The organism is Micromonospora fiedleri (assembly GCF_016774385.1).
GTDB classification, from domain to species: domain Bacteria; phylum Actinomycetota; class Actinomycetes; order Mycobacteriales; family Micromonosporaceae; genus Micromonospora; species Micromonospora gifhornensis.
The window spans coordinates 592,747-609,617 of sequence record NZ_JAETXL010000004.1; the positions used below are offsets into that span (position 1 = coordinate 592,747).

General features: G+C 69.4%; 11 protein-coding genes, 2 tRNA genes and 1 pseudogene. 9 read left to right on the top strand and 5 right to left on the bottom strand.

The genetic code is table 11. The annotated features are described in order from the left end of the window. Nucleotides 1-8: 8 nt before the first annotated feature. A complete protein-coding gene (locus JMF97_RS13730) occupies nucleotides 9-731 on the bottom strand; it encodes a hypothetical protein (RefSeq protein WP_203222004.1) in 723 nt (240 codons plus the stop codon). A gap of 334 nt (nucleotides 732-1,065) precedes the next feature. On the opposite strand from JMF97_RS13730, the gene JMF97_RS13735 reads away from it, so the two are divergent. After that, entirely contained in the window at nucleotides 1,066-2,580 is a 1,515-nt protein-coding gene (locus JMF97_RS13735) for a peptide deformylase (protein ID WP_203221894.1), read from the top strand. A 197-nt stretch (nucleotides 2,581-2,777) separates the two neighbouring features. Here JMF97_RS13735 and JMF97_RS13740 read toward each other — a convergent pair whose 3' ends face one another. Beyond that, the gene (locus tag JMF97_RS13740) at nucleotides 2,778-3,896 is read right to left on the bottom strand and encodes a globin domain-containing protein (protein WP_013736459.1); all 1,119 of its coding nucleotides are present in this window, start codon (nucleotides 3,894-3,896) and stop codon (nucleotides 2,778-2,780) included. 142 nt (nucleotides 3,897-4,038) lie between these two features. Here JMF97_RS13740 and JMF97_RS13745 point away from each other — a divergent pair, with 142 nt between their 5' ends. Further along, nucleotides 4,039-4,809 (top strand): CPBP family intramembrane glutamic endopeptidase, encoded by a 771-nt coding sequence (locus tag JMF97_RS13745; RefSeq protein ID WP_203221895.1) that lies wholly within the window; start codon nucleotides 4,039-4,041, stop codon nucleotides 4,807-4,809. A 73-nt stretch (nucleotides 4,810-4,882) separates the two neighbouring features. Here the strand turns inward: JMF97_RS13745 and JMF97_RS13750 are convergent, their stop codons facing one another. Then, nucleotides 4,883-5,950 carry a hypothetical protein gene (locus JMF97_RS13750; RefSeq protein WP_203221896.1) on the bottom strand — a complete coding sequence of 356 codons (1,068 nt, stop codon included), beginning with the start codon at nucleotides 5,948-5,950 and terminating at the stop codon, nucleotides 4,883-4,885. A gap of 613 nt (nucleotides 5,951-6,563) precedes the next feature. On the opposite strand from JMF97_RS13750, the gene JMF97_RS13755 reads away from it, so the two are divergent. The 4 genes and pseudogenes from JMF97_RS13755 (at nucleotide 6,564) to JMF97_RS13770 (ending at nucleotide 8,878) form a co-directional block, all read left to right on the top strand. After that, nucleotides 6,564-6,654 (top strand) — tRNA-Ser (locus tag JMF97_RS13755). Between the two features lie 35 nt (nucleotides 6,655-6,689). Next, nucleotides 6,690-6,765, top strand: a tRNA-Arg gene (locus tag JMF97_RS13760). A gap of 40 nt (nucleotides 6,766-6,805) precedes the next feature. Continuing rightward, a pseudogene (locus tag JMF97_RS13765) lies at nucleotides 6,806-7,060 on the top strand (TetR/AcrR family transcriptional regulator); the annotation flags it as partial. A gap of 183 nt (nucleotides 7,061-7,243) precedes the next feature. After that, nucleotides 7,244-8,878 carry a hypothetical protein gene (locus JMF97_RS13770; RefSeq protein ID WP_203221897.1) on the top strand — a complete coding sequence of 545 codons (1,635 nt, stop codon included), beginning with the start codon at nucleotides 7,244-7,246 and terminating at the stop codon, nucleotides 8,876-8,878. Between the two features lie 125 nt (nucleotides 8,879-9,003). Here JMF97_RS13770 and JMF97_RS13775 read toward each other — a convergent pair whose 3' ends face one another. Beyond that, nucleotides 9,004-10,350, bottom strand: coding sequence for a poly(ethylene terephthalate) hydrolase family protein (locus tag JMF97_RS13775; protein WP_203221898.1), 1,347 nt, complete (start codon nucleotides 10,348-10,350; stop codon nucleotides 9,004-9,006). Between the two features lie 155 nt (nucleotides 10,351-10,505). Beyond that, complete coding sequence (locus tag JMF97_RS13780) at nucleotides 10,506-12,944, bottom strand: non-reducing end alpha-L-arabinofuranosidase family hydrolase (protein ID WP_273543850.1); 2,439 nt, start codon at nucleotides 12,942-12,944, stop codon at nucleotides 10,506-10,508. 769 nt (nucleotides 12,945-13,713) lie between these two features. Here JMF97_RS13780 and JMF97_RS13785 point away from each other — a divergent pair. The 3 genes from JMF97_RS13785 (at nucleotide 13,714) to JMF97_RS13795 (ending at nucleotide 16,824) form a co-directional block, all read left to right on the top strand. Then, on the top strand, nucleotides 13,714-14,760 hold the full coding sequence (locus JMF97_RS13785) for a DUF1996 domain-containing protein (protein WP_203221899.1): 1,047 nt from the start codon (nucleotides 13,714-13,716) through the stop codon (nucleotides 14,758-14,760). 838 nt (nucleotides 14,761-15,598) lie between these two features. Next, nucleotides 15,599-16,099, top strand: a complete 501-nt coding sequence (locus JMF97_RS13790) for a sigma-70 family RNA polymerase sigma factor (protein ID WP_203222006.1) — start codon at nucleotides 15,599-15,601, stop codon at nucleotides 16,097-16,099. Further along, nucleotides 16,096-16,824 (top strand): zf-HC2 domain-containing protein, encoded by a 729-nt coding sequence (locus JMF97_RS13795; RefSeq protein ID WP_203221900.1) that lies wholly within the window; start codon nucleotides 16,096-16,098, stop codon nucleotides 16,822-16,824. The genes JMF97_RS13790 and JMF97_RS13795 overlap by 4 nt, the downstream gene beginning before the upstream one ends. Nucleotides 16,825-16,871: the final 47 nt, after the last annotated feature.

Below are 16,871 nucleotides of genomic sequence, written 5' to 3' on the forward strand. Positions count from 1 at the left end.
TGGGCCCGTCAGGCGGTGCGCAGGCAGCAGCCCTGGCACACCTTCGGCTTGGGCAGGGTGAAGGCGAGGCAGCAGGTGCGCCGCTGCACGGTCGGCTTGCCGTCCGCGTCGGGCACCAGCTCCACCAGGTCGGCGAGGCCGAGCGTGTCGAGCAGGGTGTCGATCGCATCGACCGTCGAACCGGGCACGCTGTCGGAGGCCGTCAGCAACCCGTACGCGATGCCGGAGGCCACCGAGCCGAGCAGCGTACGGGTGCCGATGCGGACCTCACCCTGGATCGCGGTGATCAGCGGCGACAGGTGCGCCTCCAGCAGGGAAGCCCGCAGCGTCGCCAGCAGCTCCTGCTCGTCGGCCACCACCTGGACCCGCTGCGGCTCGGTGACGACCAGCGGATCGGCCGGCAGCACCGCGACCCGGGTCGACTGGCGCAGACCGAGGGTGATCAAGGTGTGCGGGTCGGCGAAGTGGATGAGCGTGCTCTCGGCGTCGAGCAGCGGTACGCGCCGGGCGACCGCCCAGCCGAGCACCACCGGCAACGCCGCCCAATAGCTGTACGCCTTCCAGGCCAGCGCTGCGGAGGCGTGCGGGCTGCCACCCCAGAGTCGGGCGGCGGAACCGAGCAGCTCCGGCAGCCGACCGCCGTCGGCGAGGGCCGCGGCCGGGGCCCAGTCGGCCTCGTCGACGACCAGCAGCCCCGGTGCCAGCCCGGGGAGGACGTCGGTGCCGAACATGGCCCGCAGGGTCGCGGTCACCGGACCGAGAGCCGTCGAGGAGGCGGCGTGCGCCGGTAGTACGGCTGTCACCTGCTCCACCTCCGTCCGAGATCCTCAATTAAGGCTAGCCTAACCACACTTTGGCGGTGGTGGTAACCCTCGACGGAGGCAGTTACAGAGGCAACAAATGGGAAGCACGACGCGCGGTTACCCAGAGTGTGCATCCGAAAACGCGCCGCAGTATCGGGGTCAAACGCCTAGTCGTCAAGCCTCCTGTCGAGAAGGTGCCAGTCCTGTACACGTTCGGCCACTGAACGTGAAACTTTTGGTACTCCCGGCCACGAGGAAGCTGATGACGACCTCACCGCTCGATCGGGCTGCCGACTCCTTCGCCGCCGAACTCGCCCGCCACCGCACCGAGCGGGGTCTGTCCAAAAAACAGCTGGCCACGCTCATGGGCTTCGACCCGTCGTACGTCAGCCACGTCGAAGGGCGGCGGCACCGACCCACCGAGGACTTCGCCCGGCGCGCCGAGGCCGTCCTGGAGGCCAGCGGCGCGATCTGGCAACGCTTCCGGGAGTACGACCACCTGCGCCACGCCCGCACCGAGCGGGACCCGCGGGAGCCCGACCCGAGCGGCCGGTGGATCCCACCCGGCACCGGGCTGATCGTCGAGAACGAGCTGAGCATTCTCACCTACACCGAGGACGGATACCGCTGCCTGATCCGCCGGGAGCTGTACAACGCCGGCACCGAACCGATCACCCGCTACCTGGTACGGGTCGCCGTGGACCGCTACCCCAACGATCCCGGCCGTTCCAACCGGCACCACCGGGAACGCCCGCTCACCTTCGCCGAACTCGGCCTACGGGCCTACCGGGAGGAATCCGGCGAACGCGAGGCCATGCACTGGCGGGCCAAGTACGACCGGGACGCGTTCAAGGAGATCTGGCTGCTCTTCGAGAACGGCGAACGGCGCTTCCCGCTCTACCCCGGTCGCCGCGCCACCATCGAGTACACGTACACCGTCGGGCGGGACAAGTGGGGGCCGTGGTTCCAGCGGGCGGTCCGCGTACCGACCCGGCACCTCGCCGTACGCCTGGATCTGCCTGCCGAGCTGGATCCGCAGGTCTGGGGCGCGGAAACCTCGCTGTCGGCGGAGGAGGGCCCGCTGCGGCGGGCCGTCGCCCGGCGCGACGAGGGTGACCGGGCGATCTTCGAATGGGGGACCGACGATCCGCCGCTGAACGCCCGCTACCGGATGCAGTGGCGCTTCCGCGCCCAGCCGGACGCCGAACCGGAGGGCGAGCGGATCCGGCCCTCCGAGCGGATGCGCGGGCTCGGGATTCTGCAACGCGGGGCCGACCTGCTGCGGCAACCGGCCCGCCCGTTCGACCTGCCGCGCGAGGTACGGGCCGCCCGGGAGGTCATCGATCGGCTGACCGACGCGCTGGCCCGCCTCGACGAGCTGCACCCGTTCGCCAAGGGAGTGGGGATCGCCGCCCCGCAACTGGAGATCGGCCGGGCCGCGGCCGTGATCCGCCCACCCGACCGCACCGCCGAGCCGCTGGTGCTGCTCAACCCCCGGGTCGTCGACGCGGCACCCGACACCGACGAGCAGTACGAGGGCTGCCTTTCCTTCTTCGACCACCGGGGGTTGGTGCCACGCCCGCTCCGGCTCGACGTGGAGCACGCCCAACTCGACGGCCAGCGGGTGATCACCTCGTTCGAGTTCGGCATGGCCCGCCTGGTGGCACACGAGATCGACCACCTGGAAGGCCGGCTGTACGTCGATCGGATGGCACCCGGCGTGCCGCTGGTGCCGATCGAGGAATACCGCGAAACCGGCCACCCCTGGCGCTACTGAGTCGTGCCCGCGCGACGGCTGCTGCACGACCGCGTCTGGTCAGGGCAGCGCTTGTTGCACGACCACGCCTGGTCCGGGTGGGAACGACGGCCGGCCAGGCGTGGTCGTGCGGGCGGTGCCGGTCCGCCCGTTCGGGGGACCGGGGCGCGTGCCCCAGGGGGCAGGGGCACGCGCCCCGGTTCGGGGGGAGGAAAGCTCTACAGGTTGCCGAAGGTGTCGTACCGGGTGTGCTGCGGCGGGACGTCGTCGGCGGCGAGGACCCGCAGCGTCGACCGCACCATGGCCGCCGAGCCGGAGACGTAGCAGTCGTGCGTCGTCCACGGGCCGTAGCGGGCCACCACGTCGGAGATGTCGCCGTGCTCGCCGTCGAAGTCCGGGTCGTCACTACAGGCGGCGGTCACCGACAACCACGGGTGCGCCGCCACCAGGTCGCGCAACCCGTCCAGCCCGTAGAGGTCGGACTCGGTACGCGCGCCGTAGAAGAGGTGCACCCAGCGGGTCCGGTTGAAGCTGACCAACTCCTCCACCAGGGCCTTGATCGGAGCCAGCCCGACACCACCGGCGACACAGAGCACGTCCCGGTCCGACGAGCGGTCCAGGGTCATCGAACCCATCGGGGCGGCCACCCGCAGCAGGTCGCCCGGCTTCACCCGACGGACCAGCGCACCGGAGACCCAGCCGGCCCCCTCGGGCGTACGGACGTGGAACTCCAGCACGTTGTCGTCGTTCGGGGCGTTGGCCACCGAGTACGTGCGCCACACCCGGGGGTGGTAGCGAGGTGCCTCGATGCTGACGTACTGCCCCGCCTTCCAGGTGAGCGGATGTTGCAGCGCCCGGCAGGTGAACACGGCGGTGTCCGGCCCGTACCGCTCGTGGGTCAGCACCTCGGCGTGCCAGAACGGCGGGTTGTCGTCCGCCGCAGCGCCGGCCAGCATCTTCTCGCTGATCGCCGCGTATGCGTCCCGCCACGCCTGGTCGTACTCCAGGTTCCAGCCGTCGCCGGCGGTGCTGCGCAGCGCGTCCAGCAGCGCCACGCCCATGGTGTCGTAGTTCGCCGCCTCGACGTGGTACTTGCGGTGGTCCCGGCCGAGCGCGCGGAGGAACTCGTCGAAGCCCTCCGGGTCGTCCACCGTGTGGATCGCCGCGATGATCGCTTCCAGCAGTCGGTCGCCCTGCCCGGCCATCTGCACCGGGAAGAGTTTGCGCAGTTCCGGATCGAGGAGGAAGAGCCGGGCGTAGAAGTGTTCGCTCAACCGGACCCGGTCGGCCTCGACGAGGGCCCAACTCTCCTTCAGCAGCCGCGCGAAGTTGTCCACCTGGGGCGCTCCTTCTCTGACGGCGGTTCGGGCCCTCATAGAATGTCCACGGAGCGTGTATGAAGGTCGCACAGAATGTGCGATCGCATCGTGAGGCCGGCTCAGTGGCACCCGGGTGCCGGCAGTGCGGCAGAGTGGTGCGGTGACCGTTGAGCTCACCCGACCGGTGTCCCGCCGGATGCTCGGCACCGAAACAATCCTGGTGCTGGGCCTCTCCCTCGGCCAGTCGGCCGTCTACGCCACGGTGTCGATCATCGCGAAGCTCACCGCTGAGGGTGGGCTGTCGAAGCAGACCGCCGCGCTCAACACCTCCGCGTCGGCCCGGCCGTACCTCGACCTCACGTACCAGCTGCTCGGCATCGTCTTCGCGTTGCTGCCGGTGCTGCTCGCCGTACACCTGCTGGCGCGTGACCCCGGCGACCCGGCGCGGACCCTCGGCGTCGACTTCCGGCGGCCCGGACCCGACCTCGCGCAGGGTGCCGGGCTGGCGGCGCTGATCGGGCTGCCCGGCCTGGCCCTGTTCTGGGCGGCGGCGCAGCTGGGTCTCAACGCCACCCTGGTCCCGGCCGCGCTGCCCGACCTCTGGTGGGCCGTGCCGGTGCTGATCCTCGCCGCCTTCCAGAACTCGATCCTGGAGGAGGTGATCGTGGTCGGCTACCTGATGACCCGGCTACGGCAACTCCAGTGGCGAGTCGGCGCGATCATCGCCACCAGCGCCCTGCTCCGCGCCTCGTACCACCTCTACCAGGGCTTCGGCGCATTCGTCGGCAACGCCGTGATGGGCATCGTCTTCAGCTACTTCTACCTACGCACCCGCCGCGTGATGCCCCTCATCATCGCCCACGCCCTCCTCGACATCGTCGCCTTCGTCGGCTACACCCTCGTCCCCGACTCCTGGCTCACCTGGCTCTAACCCCTCCCTCTTTGCGTCGTTGATCAAGAGGTTTGCGTCTGTGGCGGGGCCTGACGTGACGCAAACCTCTTGATCAACTTTGGCTTCGGGGTGGGCGGTAGGCGGTGAGGGCTCGGGCGGTGAGGCGTTGGGTGGTGGTGGAGGTGGTGACGGCGGCGGCCAGGGGGGCGGCGCCGGGGATAAGGCGGGAGGCCAGGCGCAGGGCCAGCCAGCCGCCGGCTTGGGCGGTCAGGGGAGCGGCCAGACGCCAGGCCGCCTCGACCGCCCGTGGGCCGGGCTCCTCGCCGGGCCCGTCGGCCGCGCGGGCCGCCGCCAGCGCCGAACGGGCGGCCTCCAGGTCCGGATGCACCAAGGTCAACACCAACAACTCCGCCGCCCGGTCCGGATGCGCCGGATCCCGGCCGTACGCCGCCGCCAGGTGCAGCACCAGACTCGCCTGCGACCAGAGCACCACGGCCAACTCGACCACCGGCGCGAAGGCACCCGCCAACGCGGCACCCGCCCCACCGACCGTCGCCTGCCGGAGGAACCGCTGACCGGCCAGCCGAGCCAGACCGTCCGCGCTCGCCCCCGGGTACGTCTCCCGCAGCCGCCGCGCCCACTCCGCAGCGCGCGGCCCGAGCACCTCGACCGCCGTCAGCGCCAGCAACTCCGGCGCAAAACCCGGATGATCGAGTACGCGCGCCACAAGCGCCCGCACCTCCACCTCCGGCACCCCGCCGGTCCCGCCAGCGTCCTCGGCCCGGCCAGCCGCTGTGCTGCTGGTCAGGTCCGCCTCGGCCGCTGTGCTGCTGGTCAGGTCCAGCTCGGCCGCTGTGGTTGTGGTTGTGGTTGCGGTCTGCTGGGCGGCGGCCTTGCGGGATGTCGCTTTCTTGGCGCCGGTCTGCTCCTCGCCGGTGAGGCTCTCGGGCGACGTCGTCTTGCGGGCGGATGCCTTCCGGACTCCGCTCGGCTTCGTGTCGCTCGGCTTCGCGTCGGTCGGGATCGTGGGGGACGTGGCCTTGCGGGCCGGTGTCTTCTTGGCCGCGAGTGGCTGCGGGGCCGTCGTCGCCTTCGCGGACGCGGCCCTGCGTGCTGGTGCCTTCCTCGCAGCGCTCGTCCCGGTGGCGTCGGCGTCCTCGACCGTGGTGTTCGGCGGCACGGCGCTCTCGGCGGGAGTCGCTCTCGTGGCGGGAGTCGCTCTCTTCGCCGGCGTCGCCTTCTTCGGGGTGGCCTTCCTCGCTGTGCGGGGAGCCTGCCGAACTGTCAGCGGTTCCGGCTGGCCCTCCTCGCCGCTGGGTTGAGGTCTACCCGTACCCGAGGTCGAATCGGTGATCCTCGTCTCGCCGACGTCGACCGGCGTGGCCGCGAACGTTGGCGGCGCGGGTGAGGACGAGGCCGGCCGCGCCTGACGCGGCAGCGGCTGCTCCGCAGTGGGAGGCGGCTGGAACAGCACGCCGGGAGCCGCCTTCGCGCGCCGAGGACGTGCCCCACCAGGCTCGTTCTGCTCATCCGGGGTCGGGGCGGGCGGTGCCGGAGGTGGCGTGAAGGTCGCCTCCGGGGAGCGCCGACGTGCTCCCTCGGCAGACTTCGGGCGGTCCTGCTCGCTGGGCGGCTGCTCCTGCATGTCGATGGAGCGTAGTCCGGAAAACGGCAGCGCACAGCGGTCACGTTCCCCGCCCGCGCGGCCACGGTCGAGCGGCACCCGATAGTCGCTTTGCTCCCGGCCGGGGCGGACCTGTATCCTCGGGCGCGGTGGTCTGCAGGGCCACCTGGGAGACTTCGCCTAGTCTGGTCTATGGCGCCGCACTGCTAATGCGGTTGGGGTCTTAAAGCCCCTCCCGGGTTCGAATCCCGGAGTCTCCGCGCGAAGGCCGGGTGTGTAGACTGGCCGAGCACCAGCGCCCGTAGCTCAACGGATAGAGCATCTGACTACGGATCAGAAGGTTAGGGGTTCGAGTCCCTTCGGGCGCGCCACACGATCAAGGCCGTAATCAGCGGAAACGCCGATCGCGGCCTTGATTCTTTCGGCGAACTCGGTGCCAGCATGCCCCGGATCGCCGACCTCGTCCGCGAGCACAAGGCCCAGTTCCAGGCCCGTCTCGCCGAACTCATCGCCGAGGCCGGCGGCCCGCCCGCACTCGCCTTCCAACTCGCCATCCTCGCCGAGGGGGCGCAGACGACGGCTGCCATCGCCGGCACCAGTCAAGCCGCCGGTCACGCCCGCGCCGCGGCCGCGACCCTCATCGACGCCGCCCTGGCCGAGGCCTGAGCCGAAGCGAGCCCGTACGGCGGCCGTGAACCGGCGCTTCGGCGACCTGTCAGGCACGCCGTGACCGACGAGCGCCTCGTCGCGGTCATTCGGGTCAGCGGGAGTGGGTGATCTCGACCTATCATCGACGCTCCGCCCGTTGTCGTACGGGCTGGATCGGTTTCCACCCGTGAGGATGTGGATTTGTCTGATCGACTGAGCCCGGCCGGGGCCAGCCTCGGCGCGTTCACCCGTAACCGCCGCCGGATCGTCGGCAAGGTCGTCGCGGCGGCGCTCGTGCCGGCAATCCTGCTGGTCATCGGCGCCCCCGCGGTCGCCGCCAGCAACACGCTCACCATCACCACGCTGGATCGCAACGGCAAGAAGGTCAACGTCACCACGACGGTGGTCAACCTCGCCACCAATTCGAGCCGCTCGGTGAAGTCCAACAAGCCGAAGAAGCTGCCGAAGGGCAGCTACGCGGTGCTCGCCTCGATCAGGACCGGCTCCGCGGTGACGCTCGGCGCGCGTACGGTCAAGGTCTCCGGTGCCAGCAAGACGACTGTGGACGCCCGCAAGGGCAAGAAGATCACCTTGGGTGTCAGTCCAGCACCAACTGGTGAAGGAATCATGGCGCAGACCAGGGCGCAGATCTGCACCAAGTCCGACTCCGCCAGCTACGACGTCGAGGCTTCGGACTGGGACGGCAGCAGCCTCTACGTCATTCCGAACTCGTCGAAGAAGCTTGCCTTCGGCGCGATGCGGCAGTGGAGCGACAGCTCCGGGCTCTCCGACAGCTACGCGGTCATGTACACCCGCACCGGCGTCCCCAGTGGGCTGTCCAAGACCTACAAGCGCTCCTCGCTCGGTACGGTGAACGCGACGGGCCGACAGGGCACGGCCGCGACCATCGACGGCCTCGACCTCGCGGTGCAGCCGACCAACCGCGTCTGCGGCGACCACATGTACGCCGGCCTGTTCGGCACCGACCGGCCGTACCGGACCAAGGTGCACCTCTCACCCGGCAACTGGCTCATCCGTGCAAGTAGCTATGCAGCGGCCAAGGATGGCACCACTGTCACCCTCGGCGGCTACATGGTGTCCCGCAAGGTTGTGGCGGGCAAGTCGCACACCCTGAATTTCTTCCGGGCTGCCTGGGGCCCGTCCGCGCGGCTGCCGATCGTGATCAACGGCCGGATCTCCTACTCGCTGAACAGCATGTTCGCCGACCCCGGCTTTCCTCGCAACGACAACGTCGAGGGTGGCGACAAGGCGACCGCGACGCTGACCTTCGGTGGCAAGACGGTCAAGACCAAGAAGGACAGGGGCTGGGAGCCCGGCGACACGTCCCTCGAGTACAAGGTGAAGAAGTCCGGCTGGTACAAGCTCACCAACAACGCGAGCCGTTACTACCCGGAGATCACCTTCCCGGCCGGGATGCTGTCGCCGAAGACCAGCGTCACGTACCGGTTCAAGGCGAAGCCGAACACCTCGGTGACGGCGCCCGTCTACGCCGTCACCATGCTGCCCACCGGCCTGAACCTCTACAACCAGGCGAAGCCGGGCAGCACCACCGACGTCAAGTTGACGTTGAGCCGGCCCAAGCTCAGCCCCGACGCCAAACTGGGCAAGAACCCGAAGGTGAAGACGGTCACCGCCAAGGCCTCGTTCGATGGCGGTAAGACCTGGCGTTCGGTGAAGGTCAAGAAGATCGACGGCACCTGGACCGCCCAGGTCGGCAACCCGACCTCCGGTGCGGTCTCGCTGCGGACGAGGGTCACCGACACCACCGGCGGCTACACCGACGTGACGATCATCCGGGCGTACGCGATCGGCTGATCGACCTGCTCCGACAAAGGCACCCGGCGCCATGTGCGGCGCCGGGTGCCTTTTTCCGGCTCGATCTGGGGACTAGCTGGCCAGCTTGTCGACCTGCCTGTTCTCGAACAGGCGGTCAACCGTGGTCATCGTGCGACGAGGTTGAATCGCTGGTTGGTGCCGCCGTGGCAGTCGTAGAGCTGGACCTGGGCGCCGTTGGCGGTGCTCCAGACGTCGAGGCAGCGCCCGGACTGGACTCCGCTGATGGTGCCGTTGGAGTTGACGTTCCACTGCTGGTTGGTGCCGCTGTGGCAGCTGTAGATCTGTACGGCTGCGCCGTTGCCCGAGCCGGCGGCGTCGAGGCACATGTTGCCGTACACCTGAAGTTGCTTGTTCGCGGTGTAGGTCCAGGCCTGGTTGGTCTGTCCGTGGCAGTCGTACAGCTGGACCCGGGTGCCGTTGTTCCGGGAGGAGTTCGGGACGTCGATGCAGCGGTTCGACTGGACGCCGACGATCTGGGTGGCCGAGCCCGGCGGCGGCGTGGTGGGCGGAGGGCTGGTCGGTGGCGGGCTGGTGGGCGGAGGGCTGGTGGGCGGCGGAGTGGTCGGGGTGTCGATCAGCGGGCAGGTGCTGCGGTAGGTGACCACGCCGCTGTTGTCCATCAGCGGGCACAGGAACTGGCTGTACCGGGCGTCGTTGTCGACGAAGATCTTCAGGAAGGGCAGCATCGTCCGGATCATCACCGGGTTCGATCGGCCGACCATGAAGCCATGGTCTCCGCCGGCGACCTCGACGTACACGCTCTCCGTGGTGGACGGGAGGCTGTTGTACAGGTCGAGGGCGTAGGACGGGGTGACCACCGTGTCGGCCTGTCCGGAGATGACCATCGTGGGCACCCGGTCGTTGGCCAGGTTCGACGACGGCGAGAACGGCGTGATGCCGACCGCCGCCTTCAACGACGGGCGTCGCGTGGCGGCGCTCAGCGCCCCGCCGCCGCCCATGGAGTGACCGGCCACGGCCAACCGGCTCGCGTCGACCCGGTCGCGTACCGGGCTCTGCTGCGTCAGGTAGTCCAACGCAGCTAGCAGTTGGGTGCCGCGGGCGGTGTCGAAGTCGTTACGGCTGTTGGTCTCGATGCCGATCACGACGAAGCCGTGCGATGCCAGCCACGGTCCCATCCAGGCCAGTTCCGCGGAGAACAACGCGGTGTAGCCCGGCGAGATGGCGATGGCGCCGAAGGTGCCCTGGCTGGTGTCGGTCGGGTAGTAGATCCGGCCGCCGTTGAAGCCGTACCCGGTCGGGACGCTGACCGAGGTGTTGGCGAAGGGGCCGCGCTCGGTGGCGACGCTGGTCCGGGTGGGGTCCGGGCCCCGCTCGTACGGGTTGTCGGCGGCCGATGCCGATCCGGCCGCCACCGTCACGGTGAGCAGTCCGACGGCTGCGGCGATCCCGGCTGCGGCGAGCTTGGCCAGCCGTCCCCGAAAGCTGGGCACTCGGTCAGCATCGGGAGTCGCCGCGGGTGGGGGATGGTGTGCCTGTCCTTGCACGGTCGGTACCTCCTGGTGGTGGGGGTGATCAAGGGGTGGGCGGGCTCGGCTGCTGCCGAACCCGCCCGCTCCGGCTGTGCCCGAGCCGGACCTGCACGCGGTCAGCGCTGCAGAGTCAGTACTCCCGGGCGGTAGGGCAGGAGGCCGTAGTCGCCGCCCGAGTTCGGGGAGCGCCCTTGGTAGAGCAGTTGGAGGTTGCAGGGGTCAACGGTCATCGTCTGGTCGGCGTTGGAGCGGATGAGTTCGCCGTGGCTGATGTCGTTGGTCCAGGTCGCGTTGCTGTTGGCCTTGCCCGCGAACGGGTTGCTCTCGGAGGTGGCCTGCGGGGTCCAGGTGCCGCCGAGGCTGGTGGCGGTGAACGACCGGAAGTAGCGGCCCTGCGAGCCGATCGCCTCGACGATCATGAGGTACCGGTTCTGGCCCTGGAGCTTGTAGACCTGAACGCCCTCGAACAGGTTGTTCGTGGTGTCGGTCATGATCGTGGTGTAGTTGGAGCCGAAGCTGCCGGGGAAGTTCCCGATCGGCATGCTGGCCCGGTAGATGCGGCCGTTGTCGCCGGCGAAGAACAGGTACATGTTCTGGTCGTCACCGATGAGCGCCTGGTCGATCGGACCGGTGCTGGAGTTGGAGATCGACCCGGTGAACAGGGTCTGGGCCGACGACCAGCTGTTGACGTTGGTGGGGTCGGTCGACGTGCGGTACGAGAACGCCGGCCCACCCCACTGGTAGGCGAGGACCCAGATGTTGCGCGGCGCGAAGTAGAACAACGACGGCGCCACAGCGGCGAACGGCATCTGGTTCTGGCTGGCCGAACCCATCTGGTTCCAGTTCGAGAACAGACCGAAGTTCATCGAGCCCCAGGTCGTGCCCGTGTCGTGGGTGGTGGCGTAGACCAGGTGCTGACCGTTGTACGGGGCGTGGGTGAAGTCCTTCAGCGACACCCAACCGGCCCGGGGCTGCGCGAGCGCGCCGGTCGACGACCACCGGTACGACGACGGCAGGTCACAGGTGGTGCCGGGCGGCGGAGTCGTCGGCGGCGGGGTGGTGGGCGGCGGGTTGGAACCGCCGAGGGAGACGAGCCGGAACTGCTGGTTGGTGCCGCCGTGGCAGTCGTAGAGCTGGACCTGGGCGCCGTTGGCGGTGCTCCAGACGTCGAGGCAGCGCCCGGACTGGACTCCGCTGATGGTGCCGTTGGAGTTGACGTTCCACTGCTGGTTGGTGCCGCTGTGGCAGCTGTAGATCTGTACGGCTGCGCCGTTGCCCGAGCCGGCGGCGTCGAGGCACATGTTGCCGTACACCTGAAGTTGCCTGTTGGCGTTGTAGGTCCAGGCCTGGTTGGTCTGCTTGTTGCAGTCGTAGAGCTGGACGCGGGTGCCGTTGTTCTGTGACGCGTTCGGTACGTCGATACACCGGCCCGATTGCGTGCCGACGATCTCACTGGCCGCGCCGGGCGGCGGAGTGGTCGGTCCGGGGCCCGGAGTGGTCGGCGTGGGGGTCGGACCCGGGGTGGCGCTGTTCAGCGCGTCCAGGGTGGCCGTGTAGGCGGCCTTCTTGTTGCCGTTGTTGTCGAACAGCAGCGGCGTGCCGTAGGAACGCCACGAGTCGCTGTCCCGGATGCCCCACACGGTGATGCCGTTGCAGCGCGGCACCGCGAGGCAGTCGTTGACCACGGCGCGGAAGGTGTTGGCCTGCGTGGTGCCCGAACCCTCGATGTCCAGCTCGGTGATCTGCACGTCGACGCCGAGGGCGGCGAAGCTGGACAGCGTGGTGCGGTAGTTGCTGTTGTACGCCGACTGCGCGTTGAAGTGCGACTGGAACCCGACGCAGTCGATCGGTACGCCCCGCTGCTTGAAGTCGCGCACCATGTTGTAGACGGCCTGGGTCTTGGCCCAGGTCCAGTTGTCGGTGTTGTAGTCGTTGTAGCAGAGCTTCGCGCCCGGGTCGGCGGCGCGGGCGGCGCGGAACGCGGCCTCGATCCAGTCGCCGCCGGTGCGCTGGAGGTTCGAGTTACGGCGTGCGCCGCTGTTGCCGTCCTCGAACGCCTCGTTCACCACGTCCCACGAGTCGATCTTGCCGCGGTAGTAAGTCGCCACCCGGGTGACGTGGTTGAGCATGGCCGAGCGCAGGGCTTGGCCTTCCATCCGCTCCATCCAGGCGGGCTGCTGCGAGTGCCAGGCCAGCGTGTGACCCCGGACCTTCCAGCCGCGGGAGATGGCGTGGTTGACGATCCGGTCCGCGTTGCCGAACGTGAAGTTGTTCTGCTGCGGCTCGGTCGCGTCGATCTTCATTTCGTTCTCGGGCGTGACGCTGTTGAACTCGCGGTTCAGGATCGTCGTGTACGCGCCGTCGTTGAGCTTGTTAGCGGCCACAGCGGCACCGAAGTACCGGCCGGACTGGTTCGCGGCCGCACCGAGAGTGGACTCGGCAGCGTGGGCCAGAGTGGGCAGCATCGACGCGGCGAGGACCGCAACTATCGCGGTCGTTCCGGATAGGGAGAGCGTTCGAAGTCGACGCCCGGAGGGACGGGTCCGGGAGATCATGTTGATCCTCCACTAGTGGGATAGGAGATGTCTGTCGCTGTTCGGGGCGCTCGGACGGCGGCGAGCTGCGATGTCGGTCCGCCGACCGGGCCAGGAATCACGTCAGCGTCCGCCCGGAGGCGAGTCGGCTGACCAGCGGGTGAAGGGGTTCCAAATGGGTTGCCCGGTCTGCCCGCGGAGACGTTGTTGCGGGCGGTGGACTGGCAGGTGGTGGAGATGTGACCGGGTGCGTAGGTGGCCTTGGTCGCGAGAGGCGCCTCCCCGGTCCGGAAGATCATGTTAACGACAACATCGATCGGTGGCTATCAGGCTGGCAGAAAGTTCCAGCCTTTTCAACCGGTAGTTTCGGTAAGTAATCGGTACCGTTTCCGGCCGTCGCTCCGGAGTGGAGGACTCGACACATCCGGTGGCGCGGAAGACCCGCAAAGTGCGCGTTAACCTTCCGGCCCGGCCCGGATCTGCGTCTTTTCACCAACCGGGAGGTCGTGCCGTGATCCGTGACGACGAGGACATCCGGCACCTGCTGGCCGGGCCGTCGGACCGGGTCGCCGAGGTCGGCGCAGGGTGCGCTCACCGAACTGCTCGGCCCGCCACCCGACCGGTGAGGACGCGCGGTGGGAGGTCCGGGTAACCCGGGTCACACCGCGTCGATCGTCACACCAGCAGCGACCAGGGATCGACAACCAAGGGCGTTTGCGCTGGTCAGCACGGCCCATCGGGCGGCCGATGAGCGGCGAGGGAGGCGGCGGAATCTGCATATGGTGACGTCATGAGCAAGGCGGGGATGGCTCGGCGGCGGGCGTACGCCCTGGCGATGACGCTGGAGATGGCGCTGATCGGAGCCGGGCTGGGCCTGGTCGCCGGCTGTGGCGTCAACCTCGGTGGGGCACCGGCGGGCACCGAGATCGCGGCCCAGTTGGGCGGCGACTTCGTCGACATCGGCGCCGTACCACCGAACCTCACCCAGCCGGTGCCGGCCCTCGGTGCCGCGACCGGAAGCTACACCTGGGACTGCGGTCGCAACGAGAACGGCCACCGCAACACCGTCAACGTGGTCGCCGCACCCGGTCACCCCGGCCCCGCCCACCACGTGCACGACTACGTCGGCAACCTCTCCACCGACGTCGACTCCACCGTCGAGAGCCTGGCCGACGGCGAGACCACGTGCCGCAACGGCGACCTGTCGACGTACTTCTGGCCGGTGCTGCGCCTGATCGACGAAGAACCCGCCGACGGGCACGACAACACCACCGGCGGGCACGGTGGGCGGATTCAGGTGCCGAGCGCGTTCACCCTGACCTACCGGGGCAACCCGCAGGGCAACGTCGTGCCGATGCCGCGCCTGCTGCGGGGCACCGTCGGTGACGCCGCGGCGATCACCAACGGCGGCGCGCGGGCGCGGGCCACCTGGACCTGCGGCAGTACGTCGGACCGGCGTACCACCAGCTACCCGGTCTGCCCGCCTGGTGACCAGGTGGTCCGCATCCACGACTTCCCGAGTTGCTGGGACGGTCGGCACCTGGACACCCCCGATCACCGGGCCCACCTCGTCTTCCCGGCGGTGAACGGTGGCTGCCCGAAGGGCACCTTCCCGGTGCCGCAGTTGCGCCTGGTCGCCGCCTACGACCTGCCGACCGGCCAGCGGTTCCGGATCGACGCGTTCGACGGGCAACGCAACAGCCCCCGCACCGATCACGCGTTCTTCGTCAACCTCATGCCGGACGAGCTGATGGCGCGGGTGGTCGCCTGCCTGAACAGCGGCCGGACCTGCGTCGACGAGCCCTCCTCGGCACCGGGGCCGGCACTTCGCAACTGACCGCTGCTCGTCCGTCGGCTCGGCGGGCACACGGAACCGGTCGCGAACCGGTTCAGATGTGCCGTCCGGCTGTGGTGCCGACCACTTTCCGGCCTTGCCGTCGAACTGTGTGAACTGCTGTGTGTCGGTAACCGTGTGGGTGGTGTCAACGCCGGTGGCGCTGGCCGTGCCGGGCAGTCCGGACCCCTTCGGAGCAGTCCACCAGGACAGGAGCGGATACCAGCATGGCTAGCTACCCCGTCGACACCCGGACCGGGAACAGCTTCGGCTGATTCCCGTTGCGCTCCGGTCGGGGCCGCCCGGCGAGGGGGGCCAGCCACGCGGCCCCGACCGGGTCAGCTCAGCGGTCTCCCCATCCACCGCGGCCAGGATTCGCCGGCCCGACGGTGCCTTTGACATCGGCGTACGCGGGCTGCGTCTGACACCCGCGGCGGCCTCGCGCGCCCGATCGGCTCCCCGCCCGGCCACCGGGCTGTTCGGCTCGCCCTTCGTTTCGTGAGATTGGTACGAAAATGACCTGTTCTTCCGTCCGCAGGCTGTTGCTTCCGCTCGTGCCGCCGGACGTGTCCCTACCGCGTGCGGTGACCCCGCCCGGCCGGCCGAGGCGGGCACGAGGGGTGTGGTCCGTGATGGCCACCAACTGTGCCGCCGCCGTCTCTGCGACGCCGTCGGATGCCCAGGGGGGAACGACATGACCAGGCCGATGACCCGTCGGGGGTGGTCGAGACCTTCGTCGCCGGAACCCGAGGAGCCTGGATCGTCGACGCCGGGGCGACAGAAGGTGCGGTCGGTGACCGGGCTGCGGGGTGACCGACGCCGGGAGGTGGCGGACGAGGCGCTGGTGCGGTCGCTGTTTCACGAGCACGGGCGGGCGATGCTCGCGTACGCGTCGCAGTTGACGCGGGACCGGGCGGCGGCCGAGGACGTGGTGCAGGAGGCACTGGTTCGGGCCTGGCGGCATCCGGACAGCCTGGTCAACGGCAAGGGATCGGTACGCGGCTGGCTGCTGACCGTGGTCCGCAACATCGTCACCGACCAGGTGCGCGCCCGCCGGGCCCGGCCCACCGAGGTGCCGGAGTCGCCCACCGACATCGCCATCGAACGCGACCACGCCGACCAGGTGGTCACCTCGATGGTGGTGATGGACGCCCTCAACCAGCTTTCCACCGAACACCGTGAGGTGTTGGAGCAGGTGTACCTACTGGGGAGTACAGTCGCGGAAGCCGCCAAGGCGTTGAACATCCCGCCGGGAACGGTCAAGTCACGCTCCTACTACGCACTCCGCGCGCTGCGCGACATCGCGAAGCGTCCGGTCGAAGCGGAACGGCCTGCCTCATGAGCACAAACCCGTCGCACCTTGCCGATGAACACGTTGACATCGGTGGATATCTCATGCAGATACTCGACGCCGAGCAGGTCCGACAGATCGAGGAGCACCTGACCGGCTGCGCGCAGTGCCGCGCCGAGGTCGAGTCCCTGCGGGAGTACGAGATGGCGTTGGAGGCGGTACCCGACGCGATGCTGCTGGATGGGCCGCCCGATGGTGGTGACCTGCTGTTGCAACGCACCCTCCGGCAGATCCGGTCGGAGTCGCGGGAGCAGCGGCAGCGCCGGACCGGTCTGATCGCGGTGGCTGCGGCTGCGGCCGTCGCCGCCTCCGTCTCGGCCGGCGTGATGGTGGGGCGCTCGGCCGACGGTGCGGCAGCGCAGGTGGCCGCCGTGCCGACCCCGGCCGTCTCCGCCACCCCCGCCGCGCCGGGGACCCGGTTCGCCACCGCACTGGACCAGGACACCGGTGTACGCATGACGGTCGCGGTGGCGCCGTCCGAGGGTTGGGTCCGGGTCAACGCGGCGGTTCTCGGTATACCGGCCGGGGAACGCTGTCGGCTGATCGTCGTCGGTCGGGATGGCAGCACCATCCTGGCCGGCAGTTGGTTGGTCTCCGCGAAAGGCGAGACCGAAGGGGTCACGCTGGACGGCAGTGCCCTGATCGCGCCGTCCGAGGTGGTCGCCGTCCGCGTGGAGAACACCGACGGCAAGACGTACGCCGACGTGGCGCTGTAGGCGTCGACACCAGCCACCGTCCGGGGCATCCGTAGCGGGCCCCGGCC